Origin of the sequence: Psychrobacter sp. 2Y5 (assembly GCF_051847375.1) — a bacterium.
Classification (GTDB): domain Bacteria; phylum Pseudomonadota; class Gammaproteobacteria; order Pseudomonadales; family Moraxellaceae; genus Psychrobacter.
The window spans coordinates 92,461-109,287 of record NZ_JBPYDA010000001.1 but is presented as its reverse complement, the minus strand read 5'-3'; the positions used below and the strand labels follow the sequence as shown (position 1 = coordinate 109,287).

The following is a 16,827-nucleotide window of genomic DNA, read 5'->3' as shown; positions in this document are numbered from 1 at the left end:
AAGTGTTAAAATAAAGCTCAAATTATGACAGTGATTTGGGCTTTATTTATGGAGTAATGGCCAATAATAGAGAGTATTTGCCTTTTTGCTGTATTATAAGCGACAATACGCTGCCTTTTACTTCAGTAAGCTGCTTGAAAGCCTTATTCATAACAATCGGAAACCTGTTTAACCATGCTTGATATTGCCAAAGACTCGACTCGCCCCATCGCTTTAGATATACAAGATCTGCATAAAAGCTACGGCTCTTTAGAGGTGCTAAAAGGGGTATCGCTCACCGCCTATGATGGCGACGTGATCTCGATTTTGGGGTCGTCGGGTTCCGGAAAGTCGACGTTATTACGTTGTATCAACTTGTTAGAAAAACCAACTAAAGGGCGTATCAGTATCGGTGAAGATGAGCTGATGCTAAAAGCCAATAAGTCAGGCGAGATGCAAGCGGCAGATCATAGACAGCTTGAGAATCTACGTGCGCGCGTTGGTTTTGTCTTTCAAAACTTCAATCTATGGCCGCATAAAACCATATTGCAAAATATCATCGAAGGTCCGACTCAGGTTCTAAAAATCAAAAAAGATCAAGCCATCAGTGAAGCCGAACAGCTTCTAAAAAAAGTAGGGCTGTCCGATAAAAAAGACGCTTATCCTGCCAATCTCTCTGGCGGTCAACGTCAGAGGGTTGCTATTGCCCGCGCTTTGGCTATGCAGCCAAGAGTGCTCTTATTCGATGAACCAACTTCCGCGCTTGATCCTGAGCTGGTCAACGAAGTACTCGCCGTCATGCAAGACTTAGCAGAAGAGGGCCGTACTATGCTGATCGTCACCCATGAGATGCGCTTCGCTCGAGATGTGTCAAGCCAAGTAGTGTTCTTGCATCAAGGCATCATCGAGGAGATGGGCACGCCTGAGCAAGTATTTGATAATCCAAACTCGCAGCGCGTCAGAGACTTTATGGCTTCCCATCGCCAGAACTAATCCTTATTTCAGACTTGTCAGCTGACGAATCGGCTAGATAAGTCTGCTTGCATCAGTTGAGCTATTTTCAAACCAGTACCAGGTTATTAACCTTCTTCCTTTTATAGCCTAGGTTACGCAGCTCTGTTTATAGCCTAGGTTACGCAGCTCTGTTTCGCTTGCGCGCGGCATGGATCCTACAAAGAGATCAACCTCATATGTTTTCATAGCGGAATCTTTTTACTTATAGCTGACAATAGCAAAGCCGTTTATTACCCAATAATAACAGTCAATACCTAAAACGTTTGTTTTTGATATTTTTGTCAGGTATTATCGATGGGTTTATAAGCTGCTAATATCTATCACTATTACGACTGTTTAGTCAGTGATTAGATAAGGATATTAAATTAAAATAAGGAATATATGATGTCGAATTCTCGTCTATTGTGGTCATCGATGACTATCACCGCAGCGCTAGCATTGAGCGCCTGTAGCCAGCCAAGCGACGATACGGTGGATGCAAATGCTGATGCACCTGCTGCCGATGTCGCGGGTAAAACCATTCGTATTGCTACCGAAGGGGCTTATCCTCCTTTTAACTATACCAATGCTGATGGCAGTATCGCCGGATATGATGTCGATGTTGCTAATGCTCTATGTGAGCAGATGCAAGCTAACTGTGAGATTGTCGCGCAAGACTGGGATGGAATTATTCCAGGTCTTTTGGCGCAAAAATATGACGCCGTTGTCGCTGGTATGTCTATCACTCCAGAGCGTCAAGAAAAGGTGGACTTCACTGAGCCGTACTTTGCTAATACTATGGTTTGGCTGACTGATGCAGATGGTGGTTTTGATCCTAATGCTATCAGTAACCTGAACTTAGGTGGTCAGCGCTCAACCACGCCTGGCGTCTATCTGCAAGATAATTATGAAGGTAAAGACGGCAATACTGTGCAGCTTTATGATAACTATGACAATGCTTATTTAGACCTAAAGTCTGGTCGTAGCGATGCAGTATTGGCTGAAAAAGTCTCAGCTAAAGCTTGGTTAAAAGACAATCCAGAAGGTTTTGGTATCGTGGGTGATGAGATTGATAACGATGACAACATCGCTATCGCTGTTCGTAAAGGTGATCCTTTAAGAGACGATTTTAATAAAGCTTTGAGCGAGATCCGTAGTAACGGTGAGTTGGCTCGTCTAGAACAAGCAAACTTCAACCAATAATCTACTGCCTGATAACTGAGGAAAACATAATGAGCTTATCTAAATATTCTCAAAACAAGTCAATCTTGCCCAACAAAGCACTCTGGTTAGCACCGCTTAGCGCTGCTATGCTGATGCTTGCCGCTTGTAGTAATAGCTCAGCGCCAGAGGAAAGCCAAGTTGCGGATGAAGGCGTAGCTACCGAGACGCCAATGAACATAAAAATCGCTACTGAATCGAGCTATAAACCCTTTAGTTACACCGATGCTGATGGCAAGCTGATCGGCTATGAAATCGAGCTGGTCGATGCTTTGTGCGCGCAGATGCAAGCAGAGTGTGAGCTGATCTCGCAGGACTGGGATGGTTTGATTCCTGGCTTAAATGCGCAAAAGTTCGATGCGATTATCGCAGGCATGTCGATTACCCCAGAGCGTAAAGAAGTCGTTGAGTTTACCGATCCTTACTTCCACACTGGTATCATTCTTATCGGTAAAAAAGGCGATGATATTACGGTTGCCGACTTAAATGGTCAGCCAATTGCTTCACAGCGCTCAACGGTAGCGGCGCAGTATTTGCAAGACGAGCATCCACAGTCTGATATCAAGCTTTATGATACGCAAGATAACGCTTATTTAGATCTGACCTCAGGTCGCGTACGCGCTATGATGTCTGACAAAGTCACGGGTATCGACTGGCTGAAAACCGAAGCCGGTAAAGACTACGAAGTCAAAGGCGAAGAGATTAGCACCGATGAAGACGCGATGGGTATTGCCTTTCGTAAAGGTGATCCTCTAGTTGGTAAATTCAACACAGCTTTGGCTGAGTTAAAGGCCAATGGCACTTACGATCAGATCACAGGAAGTTACTTCGGTACGAGCTCTACTGCGGCGGCGAATAAAGCGGCGGCAGCAGATAGTGTTAAAGAAGTCGTAGTCGTTGAAGGCGATAATGTCGATGTCGATGCAAATGCAACTATCGCAGCCGAAGAGCAGACAGAAACCACTAGTAATTAAAACTTAGACAGTGATATTTTATATCGCTATGGTCTTATGCTGAACCGGATATAGTGGCGCTTTATGCTTCTCATAGCATAGGGCGCCATTATTGTTTATAGTGCTTGTATCGACTTACTTATCAAAAGGAATCAAGGATGATGATAAATTACCCTAGTTTTTTTGGCTCAAGCCAGACGCTACACAAAACCTTTATTGCGGCAGTAGCCTTAGGGGTGCTAGCGGGCTGTAGTAATGGTCAAGAGACCAATACCGCTAATACAGAATCCACTGATACGGCTGCCACTGAAGCCACTGGCGAGGTTTTGCGTATCGGTACTGAAGGCGCCTATGCTCCTTTTAACTATACCAACGCTGATGGCTCGCTTGGCGGTTTTGATATCGAAATTGCCAATGCCTTGTGTGCTGATATGGGGGTCACCTGTGAGATTGTCGCGCAGGATTGGGATGGTATTATCCCCGGTCTTAAAGCGGGCAAATATGATGCTATTGTCGCCGCTATGTCGATTACGCCAGAGCGCGCCGAGCAAGTCAGCTTTACTGATCCATATTTTAGTAATACGTTAGTGTTTTTGGCAAAAGAGGGTAGCGGTTTTGACCCTAGTAATCCTGATGATATCAATTCAAAGAGCATCGCCGCTCAGCGCTCGACGATCTCGTCCCAGTGGCTAGAGCAGGCTTATCCAAAAGCGAATATGCAGCTGTATGATACTTTGAGTAACGCCTTTTTAGACTTAGGCTCGGGGCGAGTTGAGGCGATGATCTCTGATAAACTACCTGCTATCGAATGGCTCAGCTCCGCCTCGGGCAGCCAATATACGCTAAAAGGCGATGAGATCGATATTGATGATAATTTTGCTATTGCAGTACGTCCAGGTGACCCGCTGCAAGCGAAAATTAATGACTCATTGGCAGCTATAAAAGCAGATGGGACTTACGCGGCTATTAACGAAAAATACTTTTCAGTGCCCACGCCTAGCAAGACTAAATAATACGTTCAAGCTTTTACTGTGAGGGTGACGGCGCTACTGGAATGGTTTATAAGCTTGATAAGCTCTTAAAAGGATATCGCGGCTTCGTGGTATCCTTTTTTATGGAGATAGTTTTTATTAATAGTAGGGCGCTAGTCATAATTGCTCTTTACTCATGATGGATTTATAGCAAAAGACGCGGTTTTATAATGGCTAACTCTCTATTTTGACTGGGTATTTGCTATCAGCGTTAACATCGAGTGCCTCAGTTATGATAAAATCAGCGCTTATTTTTATCTGAATCATCAGTGAATGAATCTTTGGGTCAACTGATAGTCATTTATTATATATTCCAAAACCGCTTCTCGTTACTACAGACCATAAATAGTGCTTTATTTTAGCTAGCGTCAGGACAGTAAACTGGCATTTTGAGCGTTATTTGATGGCTTGGCAGAAACGCGAGTGACGCGACTAACATATAGAGACTGAGTGAATAACTGTGTTTGATTTACAAGGATTTGGTGCCCTGCTATTAAGCGGCGCGACCGTCACCATTAAGCTAGCCGTAACTAGCCTGATAATAGGAATGCTGTTAGGGCTCCTTGGGGCAACGGCTAAGCTCTCGAACGTCTGGCTACTGCGCAAGCTTGCCACTGTCTATACCGCAACGATGCGTGGTATTCCTGAGTTACTATTAGTGCTATTCATCTATTATGGGGGCTCTATTTTGCTGATGAGCATCCTCAAAAAGTTCGGCTATAATGAATATGTGGAGATCAGCGCTTTTTGGGGCGGGGTGATGGCCTTATCTATTGCCTTCGGTGCTTATGCCACTGAAATCTTTCGGATGTCCATTCAAGAAATTCCTGTCGGACAAAAAGAGGCCGCGCAAGCGATAGGGATGCGTCCTTTTCAGACTTTTTATCGGATTACTTTGCCGCAAGTTTGGCAGATTGCCTTGCCAGGCCTTGGTAATTTGTTCTTAGTCTTGCTCAAAGATACCGCTCTAGTATCGGTCGTTGGTCTCAAAGATATTATGTATCAATCCTCACGCGCGGCGCAATCCACTCAGCAACCTTTTACCTTTTATATGGCCGCCGCCATTATCTATTTAGGTCTCACTATGCTTATTACCGGCTTTATGATTTGGCTAGAATGGCGCGCTAATCCCGCGGCACGCTATGCCAAAAAAATCAGCCGTCAATCCACTCATCAGCCATCGACTTTAGGGTAGAGGAGAGATATTATGGATTGGAATTGGCAGGTTATTTTTGAGTACTTTCCGGATCTACTAGGCGGAGCGTTACTGACCGTACAGCTCGTCGTTATCTCAGGAATCATTGGGCTGTTTTTTGGTTTGATTTTGGCGTTACTGCGTCTGTCTAAAAGTTGGCTGGTACAGCTATTACCGTTTTTATATATTTTCTTTTTTCGCGGTACGCCGCTGCTAGTACAGATATTCTTGATCTACTATGGTTTGGGACAGTTCGAGGCGGTGCGCGAGTCATTCTTGTGGGAGCCGGTGCTGAGCCAGGCATACTGGTGTGCGATTATCGCTTTTACGCTCAATACCAGTGCTTATTTAGCAGAGATTATCCGCGGCGCGATTCAGGCCGTTCCTGTAGGTGAACTAGAGGCGGCAGACGCCGTTGGTATGTCACCGTGGCAAAAGCTCACTCGTATTACTTTGCCACGCGCTTTTGGTATTGTCATTCCTGCTTATAGTAATGAAGTTATCTTTATGCTCAAAGGCAGTGCGCTAGCCTCGACCATTGCGCTGATGGATATCACCGGCGTGGCTCGTACTATTAGTGCGCGGACTTATACCTTGATGGAGCTATTCTTTGCTGCTGGTATTGTCTATTTATTATTGTCATGGATCATATTATTTAGCTTTGGGCGTTTTGAGAAAAGAATGAACCGTCATGCCAGTTACGTGCCGCCCGATGTAATGACCAATACTATTCCATAATTGAGCCGAGGTGAGTTATGAGCCAATTGCTGAGAATGACTGATAATAATATCAATGGTGAGACGCGGGCTCATATCGGCAAAGTAGTTTGCGTCGGTCGTAACTACGCCGCTCACGCTCATGAGCTGGGTAATGCAGTCCCGTCTAAGCCGCTGCTTTTTATGAAGCCGGCTTCTTCTATCGTTTCCATACAGAATGATATTATTGTTCCAGATTCCAATGTTTATGGTGATACTCATTATGAAGCGGAGCTATGCATTCAGCTCGCGGCTGATTTATCCGATGCGACTACCGAGCAAGCACAGCAAGCCATAGGTGCTGTGACGTTAGGATTAGATTTAACCTTAAGAGAACTGCAAAGCCAGCTTAAAGCCAACGGCCATCCTTGGGAGCGCGCTAAATGCTTCGATGGCGCTTGCGTACTCGCTGACTGGCTTGATCCGCAAAGTTTCAACGACTTAATGCACATTCAGTATCAGCTCTATATCAACGGTGAGCTCAAGCAAGACGGTGATAGTGCCTTGATGCTATTTCCCATCTATGAACTGCTTGCCGAAATCAGCCACGCTTTTAGCTTGCAAGCAGGCGATGTCATTATGACGGGTACGCCAAGCGGGGTGGGCGTACTACAAGCAGGCGATCAGGTAAGATTGGTGCTAGGGGAGAAGCAGTGGCAGAGCCAAGTACGATAACCGCTTCGCTTTCATTATTATCCTCAGCTATGTCTAGCGACGAATACTATACTTCTTTATCATCTTGCTCTTCTGAGCACAAAATTTACTTATATATCAAATCATTCTCTTCTCTTTGTTGCATTTAACCGCTAGTATAGAAAGCTCTCTTTTGCAGAAATCACCTATTATATGAGTGCTACAAAGAACGCCATGACTACTAATATCTATTCTACAGACTTGCCTGATGCTACCCATGATAGCTACGGAAGTAATTTTAGTAATGAGGGTGTCATTCACTATCAGCCAGGAACTCATCCTGTAGAAAAGTCTAATATGCCAATTCATGGTGATTTGTATGAACACCTCTCGCAGCTCGATGCGCTTGATGTGGATGAATTGGTCAGGTTATTAGCAGATGGTGCTGATGAAACCGTCAAAAGCCAACCGCTCACTTTAGGGGATTTTTTTGAAGGGTTGGCGCAGCTTGCGACGATGGGCGTGGTCGAGGTGACGGATATTGTCGAGTCTATGCACCGCGAGATTATGCTGCGTCCGATAGGGCGCTTCAACGAAAACCATCTAAAAAACTGGCATGGCGGTGTCACCGGGCGCGTCTACGGACTCGTACGCCATGTGATGTTGCTAGTGGGTAATAATCTCTCCTCAGGACTGCGTCTGTATAAAAACGTGGCAACGCAAACTAGCTCCCAACCACTTCCTGTTAGTCTAAAAAAACTCGTCAATGTTTTTAACGGAGTAATGGGCGATCATTTAGTCAATAACAACAACTCGCTTGCGATCCCTATGGCACTATACGACAAAGAGGGTATCCCTCAACGCGAAGAGCTATCAGGGCGCATTATCATCTTATGTCATGGTCTATGCTTAAGTTACTTAAGTTGGCATCCACAACAGTACAATAGCTTAGGTCAGGCGATTAGTCGCAGTCAGCCTGAGGCGACGGTGCTTTATTTAGATTATAATACTGGCCGACGTATCTCTCGTAGTGGCCGCAAACTCTCTAAACTGTTGCAAGACTTAGTGGATAATAACCCAAATATCAGTCAAATCGATCTAGTAGGGCACAGTATGGGCGGTTTAGTGGCTCGTAGCGCACTATTTTATGCCAAACAAGATCGCCTAGATTGGATGAAGCGCGTGGGTAACTTGATTACTTTAGGCTCGCCGCATCACGGCGCTGTGCTTGAGCGTATTGGGTTTTTGGTTCAAGACATCATCTCCAAAGTCCCCTTCGCAAGCTCACTTGCGCATTTAGGTGATATGCGTAGCGCCGGTATTATTGATTTGCGTCACGGTAGTATTCGTGATGCCGATTGGCAATCTTTAGAGGGCCGAAATGTTGTGCCACAGGACTTCCGTCATCCTGCTCGTCTGCCGAGCGGTATTAAGACCTATTTTGTCGCTAGCGCCTTAATAGAGACCCATTATGACTCGAAAGTAACCAATCTGCTCGGGGATAGTCTAGTGTCAGTAGCTTCAGCTTTGGGCGAAGACGATGGCGAGCATAATCTATTTGTACCAGAGGGTCATAAAGCGATCTTTTATGGTGTTAATCATATGGGTCTAATCCATAGTAGACGAGTGCGCGAGCAAGTCGTGGCTTGGCTGCTTGATAATGGCAAAAGCGATTACGCCAGTCGCGACCGTATTCACTCTTATCCTTGCAGCTTAGGATTGGTCGCTGAAGAGTCTTAAACAAGAGGGATGTACCAATTTTAAGAGACTGAAATTTAAAAAAACAAAAACCCTCTAAACAAAAGTTTAAAGGGTTTTTGAGTTAGCATAATAAGACGTCAAACTAATCTGAAAAAATAGCCGTCACATCGTCTTTGTCAAATTTATAGACCTCACCGCAAAAGCCGCAATCCATCTCAAAAGTACCGTTTTGTTCTTCAATGATCTCTAATGCTTCGGTTTCACCGATTTGCGCAATAGCCGTCTCACACTTCTCACGCGAGCAAGTACAACCAAACTCTAAGCTGATAGGCTCAGGGGCAACGACGTTCTCTTCGTTATATAAGCGATAGATAATCTCATTGGCTGCAAGCGTGGTCAACTCCTCGCCTTTGACTGTGCTGGTCAGCATCGTCAAGCGCGTCCACAGGTCGTCATCGATACCGGCATCTTGATTGCGCTCCACTTCGATGTTCTCTGCAGCAGTACGCGGTAGCATCTGCACTAGTACGCCGCCGGCTTGTAAACCATCTGAAGCTAAATTAATTAAGGTCGGAATCTGAGCTGATTGCTTTTGATAATGGGCTAAGCAGTCAGCTAAATTATCATGACTACGCTCAACGATACCTTGATACGGCTCGCCATTATCGGGCTGAATATTAATAAATAATACCCCTTGGCCAGACGCGCCTAATTCAGCGAAAGCCTCGTCAGCACAAGTCTTGTCATTCCAAGCAGCCACTTGCTCATCGTTATCCGCTTTCCAGCTGGCAAGCGCCCGGATAATGCCGTTCTGATCGCACTCTGCCATCGCCCAGTTCAGTAAACTCTCACTATCTGAGGACTGCAATTGAATGGACAAACGACCTTCTATCTTGACTGTGCCTATCAGCAAACTTGCTGCCGTAAGCATCTCGCCTAGCAAGCGTTTGATGGCTTCAGGATAAGGTTTTTGGGCAATGGTAGAAGCGTAGCTACGCGACAGGCGTACCACATCACCGCGTACTGGCGAGTCTTCAATAAAGAAGCGCTGACGCACATCATTACTCTTTGTTGAATCTAAGGGCTGCAAGTGATCTGTCTGCATAGCTGAAGTATCTTGTGTCATATATTTTTATCTTATCGAGTTAAGAGAGTGCTAGCTTTATGGGGATTATTCAGAATTTATCAATCACAGGAAAGACGTTAGCGGCAAAAGCTCGTGCTTAACTGAGCATTTATTTATCGCAAAAGAGAGTGACAATAAGGCAAAAACTTGCACAATAATCATAAAAGTGTTGTACAGTAACATTAAGTTGCATTAAGATAACTAAAAGTAACTGCACGGATGCCTATTAGTAATAGCTAATCAAGCATTTTTTAAACTAATAATGATGTGATAAAAGGATGGATCTTATGGCTTACGCACTCACCAAACCTCTAACATTAGCAGCATTTATGGCACTAGGTTTAGCCGGCTGTAACAACAGCAGTCAAACAGCTACTGATGACGCTGTAACTGAGGATGCGGCAACTACTGAAACCTCTACAAATGCCAATGGCACCCTCCAAAAAATCAAAGACTCAGGTACTATCGTTGTCGGCTATCGTGACTCTTCTATTCCTTTTTCGTATATCGCTGACGATCCGAATCAGCCCATGGGCTATGCGCATGATCTTGAGATGAAAGTCGTGGAAGCGGTTAAGCAAGAGCTCAATATGCCGGACTTAAACGTTCGCTATAACTTAATTACCTCGCAAACGCGTATCCCGTTGGTACAAAACGGTACAGTCGACTTTGAATGTGGCTCAACGACCAATAACGAAGAGCGCCAAAAGCAAGTAGGTTTCTCAAATGGCTTCTTTGAAATCGGCACACGTTTATTGACCGCGACAGACTCAGGTATCAATGACTTTGCAGACTTAGACGGTGAGACGTTAGTCACCACCGCAGGTACCACTTCAGAGCGTTATATTCGTCAGTATATTGATGAGAATCAGATGGACACTAACGTCATTTCTGCCAAAGATCATGGCGAAGCCTTTTTGATGCTAGAAAACGGCCGTGCTGATGCCTTTATGATGGATGATGTACTATTAGCTGGTGAAAAAGCTAAAGCCAAAAACCCAGATGAGTGGGTCATTGTAGGCGAGCCGCAGTCTTTTGAGATTTATGGCTGTATGCTGCGTAAAGACGATTCTGAATTTAAAGCAGTGGTCGACAAAGCTTTGACTAATGTCTTTAGCTCAGGTGAGATCAATAGCATTTATGATAAGTGGTTCTTAAACCCTATCCCGCCAAAAAACGTCAACTTAAACTTTGAGATGTCAGACAACTTAAAAGCACTCATTGCCAATCCTCATGATAGTGCTCAGCCAAAAATGGCAATGGCACAGTGACCCTCACTCCTTAACTTAGCGAGTACTCCTAAAAGCTTCATTATTGAAGCTTTTAAGGGTTAGGCCTATCAACCACTGCTTGGAGAGACAAGCATGAATTATAGCTGGAACTGGGGTGTGCTCTTTGAGCAGACTGGTGTCGGTAGTGAGCTGTATATCCATTGGATGATTACTGGACTTGGCTGGTTGCTGTTGATCGGCAGTATTGCTTGGGCTATCGCGATGGTCGTTGGTACTATTTTCGGTATTATGCGTACCCTGCCAAGCAAACCGGCACGGGCTATCGGTACTGCTTATGTAACTTTCTTTCGTAATATTCCACTACTTGTGCAGCTATTCTTTTGGTTCTATATCGCCCCAGGATGGCTGACGCCTGCGCTTCAAGAATGGTGGTATAAGGAGCTGACACCCAATACTTCAGCTATGCTTTCAGCCAGTATTGGCCTTGGGTTATTTACCGCCGCGCGTATCGTTGAGCAAGTGCGCACGGGTATTGAATCGCTGCCGCAAGGTCAGATCAACGCCGCTTACGCGCTAGGCTTTACGATACCGCAGGCTTATAAGCAAGTGCTATTGCCGCAAGCCTTTCGTATTATCTTGCCACCCTTAAGCTCTGAGCTGACCAACTGCTTCAAAAACGCCTCTGTTGCTTCGCTCGTTGGGGTGATGGAGCTGATTAGTCAGACTAAGACCATTAGCGAATATACCCAAAATAGTCTTGAGATCTATACTTATGCGACGATTATCTATTTAGTGTTTAATCTATCGCTGATCGCCATTATGGGTTTGATTGAGCGAAAACTTCGCGTGCCAGGGCTTATTGCAGGGAGTCAGAAATGAATATGATGACCGAACTTGCGACCGCATATCCAGGCCTTATGGGCGGGATGATTACCACCTTAAAAGTACTATTTTTAGCCATCTTAGGCGGCATTACTCTAGGCACGATACTAGCCTTGATGCGCCTATCTGGCATTAAAGCCTTAGAGATACCCGCCAAGTTATACGTAAACTACTTTCGTTCAGTGCCGCTGCTATTGGTGCTGTTGTGGTTTTATTTCGCCGTACCGATGATTTATTTTTGGGTGGCGGGTAGATACCTGCAGTTAAACGCCGCCTTTGCCTCTTGTGTTGTGGCTTTTATGATGTTTGAGGCCGCCTATTTCTCAGAGGTAGTACGGGCAGGTATTCAATCTATTGGCAGTGGGCAGGTCAATGCGGCAAGAGCGCTTGGCATGACTTATGGGCAGACCATGCGCTTGGTTATTTTGCCACAAGCCTTTCGTAAAATGCTACCGCTGATCCTACAGCAGTGTATTATTCTCTTCCAAGATACCACTTTAGTCTTTGCGATTGGTTTGACCGATTTTTTCCGTGCCGCTTACGTGCGCGGAGAGCTGATGGGACTGCTGACACCTTACATACTAGGCGCAGGCGCAGTTTATTTTATTATCAGTTTGACCGCTTCTATTGGCGTGCAGCAAGTGCAAAAAAAGCTTAGGTTTTAGCGTTTAATTAAACAACTAAACAGCAAAGGTTTGCGAAATGAAATAGCCTAAACCTTACTGACATAGCACTATCACTCATTTTAAATACACTGCAAAAATATTAAGCATAAGGCTAGGAGCCAACGATGAATAAGGCTAATACATTTATAAATGACTTTGGCGGATTGGTTACAGATAACGGTCATGCTAGCAATGAGATAGTCATTGAAATGGATAGCGTCAGTAAGTGGTATGGCGACTTTCAAGTATTGACGGACTGTACCGCTCATGTCCATAAAGGCGATGTGGTGGTGGTTTGTGGCCCGTCCGGCAGCGGTAAGTCGACCCTAATCAAAACCGTCAACGGCCTTGAGCCCTTTCAAAAAGGGCAAATCATGGTTAATGGTATCTCAGTTGGCGACTCAAAAACGAACTTGCCTAAACTGCGTAGCCGCGTGGGCATGGTGTTTCAGCACTTTGAGCTGTTTCCGCATTTGACGATCATTGATAACTTAACTGTGGCACAAGTTAAGGTTTTGGGCCGTAAAGAGTCTGAAGCCAAACAAAAAGGCATGGCTTACTTGGACCGCGTGGGATTAAGCGCGCAAGCGCCAAAATATCCGGCTGAGCTGTCCGGTGGTCAGCAGCAGCGGGTAGCGATTGCGCGAGCGCTGGCGATGGATCCGGTGGCGATGCTGTTTGATGAGCCGACCTCCGCGCTCGACCCTGAGATGATTCAAGAGGTGCTCGATGTGATGGTAGAGCTGACCCGTGAGGGCATGACGATGATGTGCGTAACCCATGAGATGGGCTTTGCTAGCCAAGTGGCGAACCGCATTATCTTTATGGATGAAGGCTATATCGTTGAGAACTGCAGTAAAGAGGAGTTTTTTGAAGGCGCAAAAAGTGATCGCGCTCAGCAGTTTTTATCAAAGATTCTTAATCACTAACTCTCAAGTATTCAGCAAATATTAAGCAAAAGTCTTTACCGTTTAACTTTATGCGTCTTTTTATAAGGCGCTTTTTTATGCCAGTTGGGTTACTGTAAATTCTCAGTTTACAAGCGTTTCTTTTTTACTGCTACAATAGTGGCCATTATCTTAAACCCTATTCATATTCATTATAAAACACTATCTTGGAGACTTTATGAACGTAGAGCATTTGTCCGAAACATCAGGTATTGTCATCGTTGGCGCAGGCTTAGCAGGCTGGCACGTTATTGATGCCATTCGTAGTAAAGATAAAGAGATACCGATTACCTTAATCACGGCTGACAACGCTGATCGCTATCACAAGCCGATGCTGACGATGGCCATTAGCCAAGATAAGAAGCCGGCAGACTTAGTGCGAGCGACAGGGGAGGAGGCTGCAAAAGTAGCCAACGTCACTTTATTAGCCAACACGCAGGTCAGTGATATCAATGCAGCAAGCCAAAAACTGCAGCTTATCTCTGCGAACCGCTCAGATCCTGCCAACACCAATTACGCGGCCATCAGTTATGATAAGCTAGTCCTAGCGATGGGCGCGCATCCGATATTTCCTAAGAGCTTGCCGGAGAATTTAGTCTGGCACGTCAATCATATTGAGCGCTTTGGTCAGTTGCAAAAAAAGCTCTCGACTGGTAGCCAGCATGTAGCTATCGTCGGTGCGGGGATGGTCGGTACCGAGATCGCCGAAGACTTGCTTAAAGCGGGTCATAAAATCAGCCTAATTGATCTTAATGAGGCGCCGCTTGCGCAAATGCTACCGGCGAAAGCCACCGCGCGTATTAGGCAGGCTATAGAATCGCAAGGGATTGAGTTTTTGGGCGGATATCAGGTGACTAGTGTCGCCCGTAATGATGATAACAGACTGGAAGTCAGCTATGAGCCGTTAGAAAAGGCAAAAGGACAGTCTAATACTGTGATAGTCGATCATGTGATTGCCAGTACTGGCTTAGTCGTCGATGATACGCTACCCGCGGCGGCAGGCATTGAGTTCAATCCGCGCACCGGTATTGTTGTCGATGCACCAACTCTGCGCACCAACGCCAATAATGTCTATGCAATTGGCGATTGCATGTCTATCGATGGCGTGGCATGTCGTTATGTGGCCCCGCTACGCGCGCAAGCGGCGACTATCGCTGATGATATTTTGGGTCTCAAGCATGCTGGCTACGACCATAAACCGCCGATGATACGTTTGAAAAATAAAGCAATCGCGGTCACCGTCGTCGGCGTACCGCAAGCGATGGGCAATTGGCAAGTCAAAACCGAAACGACTGATGAGCTAGTGATGGAATTAATGGATGACTCTGCCGATGATAAAGCCATAAAAGCAACGGTATCGCTTAAAGTACCAGTAAAGCCTGCGGATAAGGCTTAATGAGTAGCGCTCTATTCTTACAGGTATGGCAGCTCATAGGTAGGGTAGTCTCAGAGGTAGGGTAGTTCAATCGCCAGTCTTTTATTTGAATAGGAGATTGGCTTTTTATAACTCGTTAGTTATTGCAACGCTATTAATTATTTAATGAGACATCTTGTATCAATATGATTGACAGGATTTCATTGCAGGCGTTATAGTGACTAGATATAAAGGAAAAACAAGGCATAATAGCTTTATTTATACGCTTAGCTAGCAAAACGGAAAAGTACAACGAAAGGACTCGTTATGATTCAATCCCCCTCATTCGGCACTGCCTCCAGCGATATTCTAAATAATATTCCAAAAATAAATATGGGCGCACGCTCTGCCAATGCTCCTCTCACCCAAAGTTATGACAAAGGTCCTGACGTACCACTCATAGAAGCCACTATCGGCGACTTTTTTGATGCTATCGTTGCCAAATACCCTGAGCGCGAAGCCCTAGTCGTACGTCATCAACATATCCGCTGGACTTATAAAGAACTACAACAACAAGTTAATAAGCTTGCTAGCGCTATTATCGAGATGGGGCTTGAGATTGGTGATCGTATCGGTATCTGGTCGCACAATAATAGCGAGTGGTTATTAATGCAGCTCGCTACGGCTAAAGTTGGCGTTATCTTAGTTAACATCAATCCTGCCTATCGTACCTTTGAGCTGCAATACGCCCTAAATAAATTAGGCTGCTCAGCTTTGGTGCTTATGCGTCACTTTAAGAGTAGTGATTATGCGCAGATGATTCGCGAGCTTTGCCCTGAGATTTATCATAAAACCTTTAATCAGCTCGATTTGGTTGAGATACCGACCGTTGAGCGCATTATTTGGATCGATAGTGCAGAGGATGCAGAGAACTTTAGCTATATGCAAAAGTTCTCAGATTGGATAGCAGAAGGTGATGCCAACGACCCTCGTATTGCTAAGCGCCAAGCTCAGCTAAAAAACACCGATGCTATCAATGTACAGTTTACTAGTGGCACCACAGGTACGCCAAAAGGCGCCACGCTAAGCCACCGTAATATACTAAATAATGGCTACTTTATCGGCGAGGCGATGAATCTCACCTTCGAGGATAGGCTATGTATTCCAGTACCGCTTTACCACTGTTTTGGTATGGTGCTAGGTAATTTAGCGATTTTGACCCACGGCGGTTGTATCGTTTATCCGAACGATGGTTTCGAACCTCTTAGTGTCTTACAAACCGTGCAAGAAGAGCGCTGTACCGCCCTGCATGGGGTGCCAACGATGTTTATCGCTGAGCTTGATCATCCTGATTTTGATAACTTTGACTTATCGAGCTTACGTACTGGCATTATGGCAGGCTCGAGCTGTCCGATTGAGGTCATGCGCCGGGTTATCGACAAGATGCACATGCAGGAAGTCACTATCGCTTATGGTATGACCGAAACCAGTCCTGTATCCTGTCAGACCAATGAGCATACCCCGCTTGAGAAGCAAGTCTCGACGGTAGGACTGGTACAACCGGCGCTTGAGGTCAAGGTCGTCGATACTGAAACTGGCGAGATTCTACCTATTGGCGAAACAGGCGAGCTACTGACAAAGGGCTATTCGGTGATGAAAGGTTATTGGGGCAGCCGCTTTAAAACCCGCGAGGCCATACAGGATGGCTGGATGCATACGGGCGATCTGGCTACGATGGATGAAGAAGGCTATGTTAAAGTCGTCGGGCGTAGTAAAGATATGGTGATACGTGGCGGCGAAAATATATATCCGGTAGAGATTGAAAACTATCTGTATCGTCATCCAAAAATACGCGACGTACAAATCGTTGGTATCCCTGATGAGCGCTACGGCGAAGTATTGGCCGCGTGGATTATCCCCAAAGAGCCAGACAGCTTAAGCGAAGAGGAGGTCGAACAGTTCTGCCGTGATAATATTGCCCATTATAAAATCCCAGCTTATTATCGTTTTGTCACTGAGTACCCAATGACCATTACCGGTAAAATTCAAAAGTACAAAATCATTGAGCAAATGAAAGAAGAGTTGGGCTTGGTATAACTTTGATTGAATGTGGTTAGAGTGTACTTTGAGATAAATTGCTAAGTGAAAAGATAAATAACA

At 45.3% G+C, this 16,827-nt stretch carries 15 protein-coding genes; 14 read left to right on the top strand and 1 reads right to left on the bottom strand.

The features are described 5' to 3' along the window. Nucleotides 1–174 precede the first annotated feature (174 nt). The 8 genes from ACS8E3_RS00450 to ACS8E3_RS00415 all read left to right on the top strand — a co-directional run bounded on the left by ACS8E3_RS00450 (nucleotide 175) and on the right by ACS8E3_RS00415 (nucleotide 8,500). Entirely contained in the window at nucleotides 175–972 is a 798-nt protein-coding gene (locus tag ACS8E3_RS00450; RefSeq protein ID WP_439240085.1) for an ABC transporter ATP-binding protein, read from the top strand. Between the two features lie 405 nt (nucleotides 973–1,377). Beyond that, nucleotides 1,378–2,175, top strand: coding sequence for a transporter substrate-binding domain-containing protein (locus ACS8E3_RS00445; protein WP_439240083.1), 798 nt, complete (start codon nucleotides 1,378–1,380; stop codon nucleotides 2,173–2,175). A 29-nt stretch (nucleotides 2,176–2,204) separates the two neighbouring features. Continuing rightward, nucleotides 2,205–3,167, top strand: a complete 963-nt coding sequence (locus ACS8E3_RS00440; RefSeq protein WP_439240081.1) for a transporter substrate-binding domain-containing protein — start codon at nucleotides 2,205–2,207, stop codon at nucleotides 3,165–3,167. Nucleotides 3,168–3,304: 137 nt separating this feature from the next. Next, the gene (locus ACS8E3_RS00435) at nucleotides 3,305–4,159 is read left to right on the top strand and encodes an ABC transporter substrate-binding protein (protein WP_439240079.1); all 855 of its coding nucleotides are present in this window, start codon (nucleotides 3,305–3,307) and stop codon (nucleotides 4,157–4,159) included. A gap of 478 nt (nucleotides 4,160–4,637) precedes the next feature. Next, nucleotides 4,638–5,372: an ABC transporter permease gene (locus ACS8E3_RS00430; protein ID WP_439240077.1), complete on the top strand. Its 735-nt coding sequence runs from the start codon at nucleotides 4,638–4,640 to the stop codon at nucleotides 5,370–5,372. 12 nt (nucleotides 5,373–5,384) lie between these two features. Beyond that, nucleotides 5,385–6,110 (top strand): ABC transporter permease, encoded by a 726-nt coding sequence (locus tag ACS8E3_RS00425; RefSeq protein WP_439240075.1) that lies wholly within the window; start codon nucleotides 5,385–5,387, stop codon nucleotides 6,108–6,110. A 35-nt stretch (nucleotides 6,111–6,145) separates the two neighbouring features. Next, a complete protein-coding gene (locus ACS8E3_RS00420) occupies nucleotides 6,146–6,802 on the top strand; it encodes a fumarylacetoacetate hydrolase family protein (protein WP_439240654.1) in 657 nt (218 codons plus the stop codon). Nucleotides 6,803–6,994: 192 nt separating this feature from the next. Further along, nucleotides 6,995–8,500, top strand: coding sequence for an alpha/beta fold hydrolase (locus tag ACS8E3_RS00415; protein ID WP_439240072.1), 1,506 nt, complete (start codon nucleotides 6,995–6,997; stop codon nucleotides 8,498–8,500). Between the two features lie 103 nt (nucleotides 8,501–8,603). On the opposite strand, the gene hslO is transcribed toward ACS8E3_RS00415, so the two are convergent. Beyond that, nucleotides 8,604–9,587: an Hsp33 family molecular chaperone HslO gene (gene hslO / locus ACS8E3_RS00410; protein WP_439240070.1), complete on the bottom strand. Its 984-nt coding sequence runs from the start codon at nucleotides 9,585–9,587 to the stop codon at nucleotides 8,604–8,606. A gap of 287 nt (nucleotides 9,588–9,874) precedes the next feature. Here hslO and ACS8E3_RS00405 point away from each other — a divergent pair, with 287 nt between their 5' ends. The 6 genes from ACS8E3_RS00405 to ACS8E3_RS00380 all read left to right on the top strand — a co-directional run bounded on the left by ACS8E3_RS00405 (nucleotide 9,875) and on the right by ACS8E3_RS00380 (nucleotide 16,764). Further along, nucleotides 9,875–10,858: a glutamate/aspartate ABC transporter substrate-binding protein gene (locus ACS8E3_RS00405; protein ID WP_439240068.1), complete on the top strand. Its 984-nt coding sequence runs from the start codon at nucleotides 9,875–9,877 to the stop codon at nucleotides 10,856–10,858. 93 nt (nucleotides 10,859–10,951) lie between these two features. Next, a complete protein-coding gene (locus ACS8E3_RS00400; RefSeq protein ID WP_201559335.1) occupies nucleotides 10,952–11,698 on the top strand; it encodes an amino acid ABC transporter permease in 747 nt (248 codons plus the stop codon). Continuing rightward, on the top strand, nucleotides 11,695–12,366 hold the full coding sequence (locus tag ACS8E3_RS00395) for an ABC transporter permease subunit (RefSeq protein WP_439240065.1): 672 nt from the start codon (nucleotides 11,695–11,697) through the stop codon (nucleotides 12,364–12,366). The genes ACS8E3_RS00400 and ACS8E3_RS00395 overlap by 4 nt, the downstream gene beginning before the upstream one ends. Nucleotides 12,367–12,575: 209 nt before the next feature. Then, nucleotides 12,576–13,295, top strand: a complete 720-nt coding sequence (locus ACS8E3_RS00390) for an amino acid ABC transporter ATP-binding protein (RefSeq protein WP_439240653.1) — start codon at nucleotides 12,576–12,578, stop codon at nucleotides 13,293–13,295. A 196-nt stretch (nucleotides 13,296–13,491) separates the two neighbouring features. Then, the gene (locus ACS8E3_RS00385; protein WP_439240063.1) at nucleotides 13,492–14,709 is read left to right on the top strand and encodes an FAD-dependent oxidoreductase; all 1,218 of its coding nucleotides are present in this window, start codon (nucleotides 13,492–13,494) and stop codon (nucleotides 14,707–14,709) included. A 285-nt stretch (nucleotides 14,710–14,994) separates the two neighbouring features. Beyond that, entirely contained in the window at nucleotides 14,995–16,764 is a 1,770-nt protein-coding gene (locus ACS8E3_RS00380; protein ID WP_439240061.1) for an AMP-binding protein, read from the top strand. Nucleotides 16,765–16,827 lie beyond the last annotated feature (63 nt).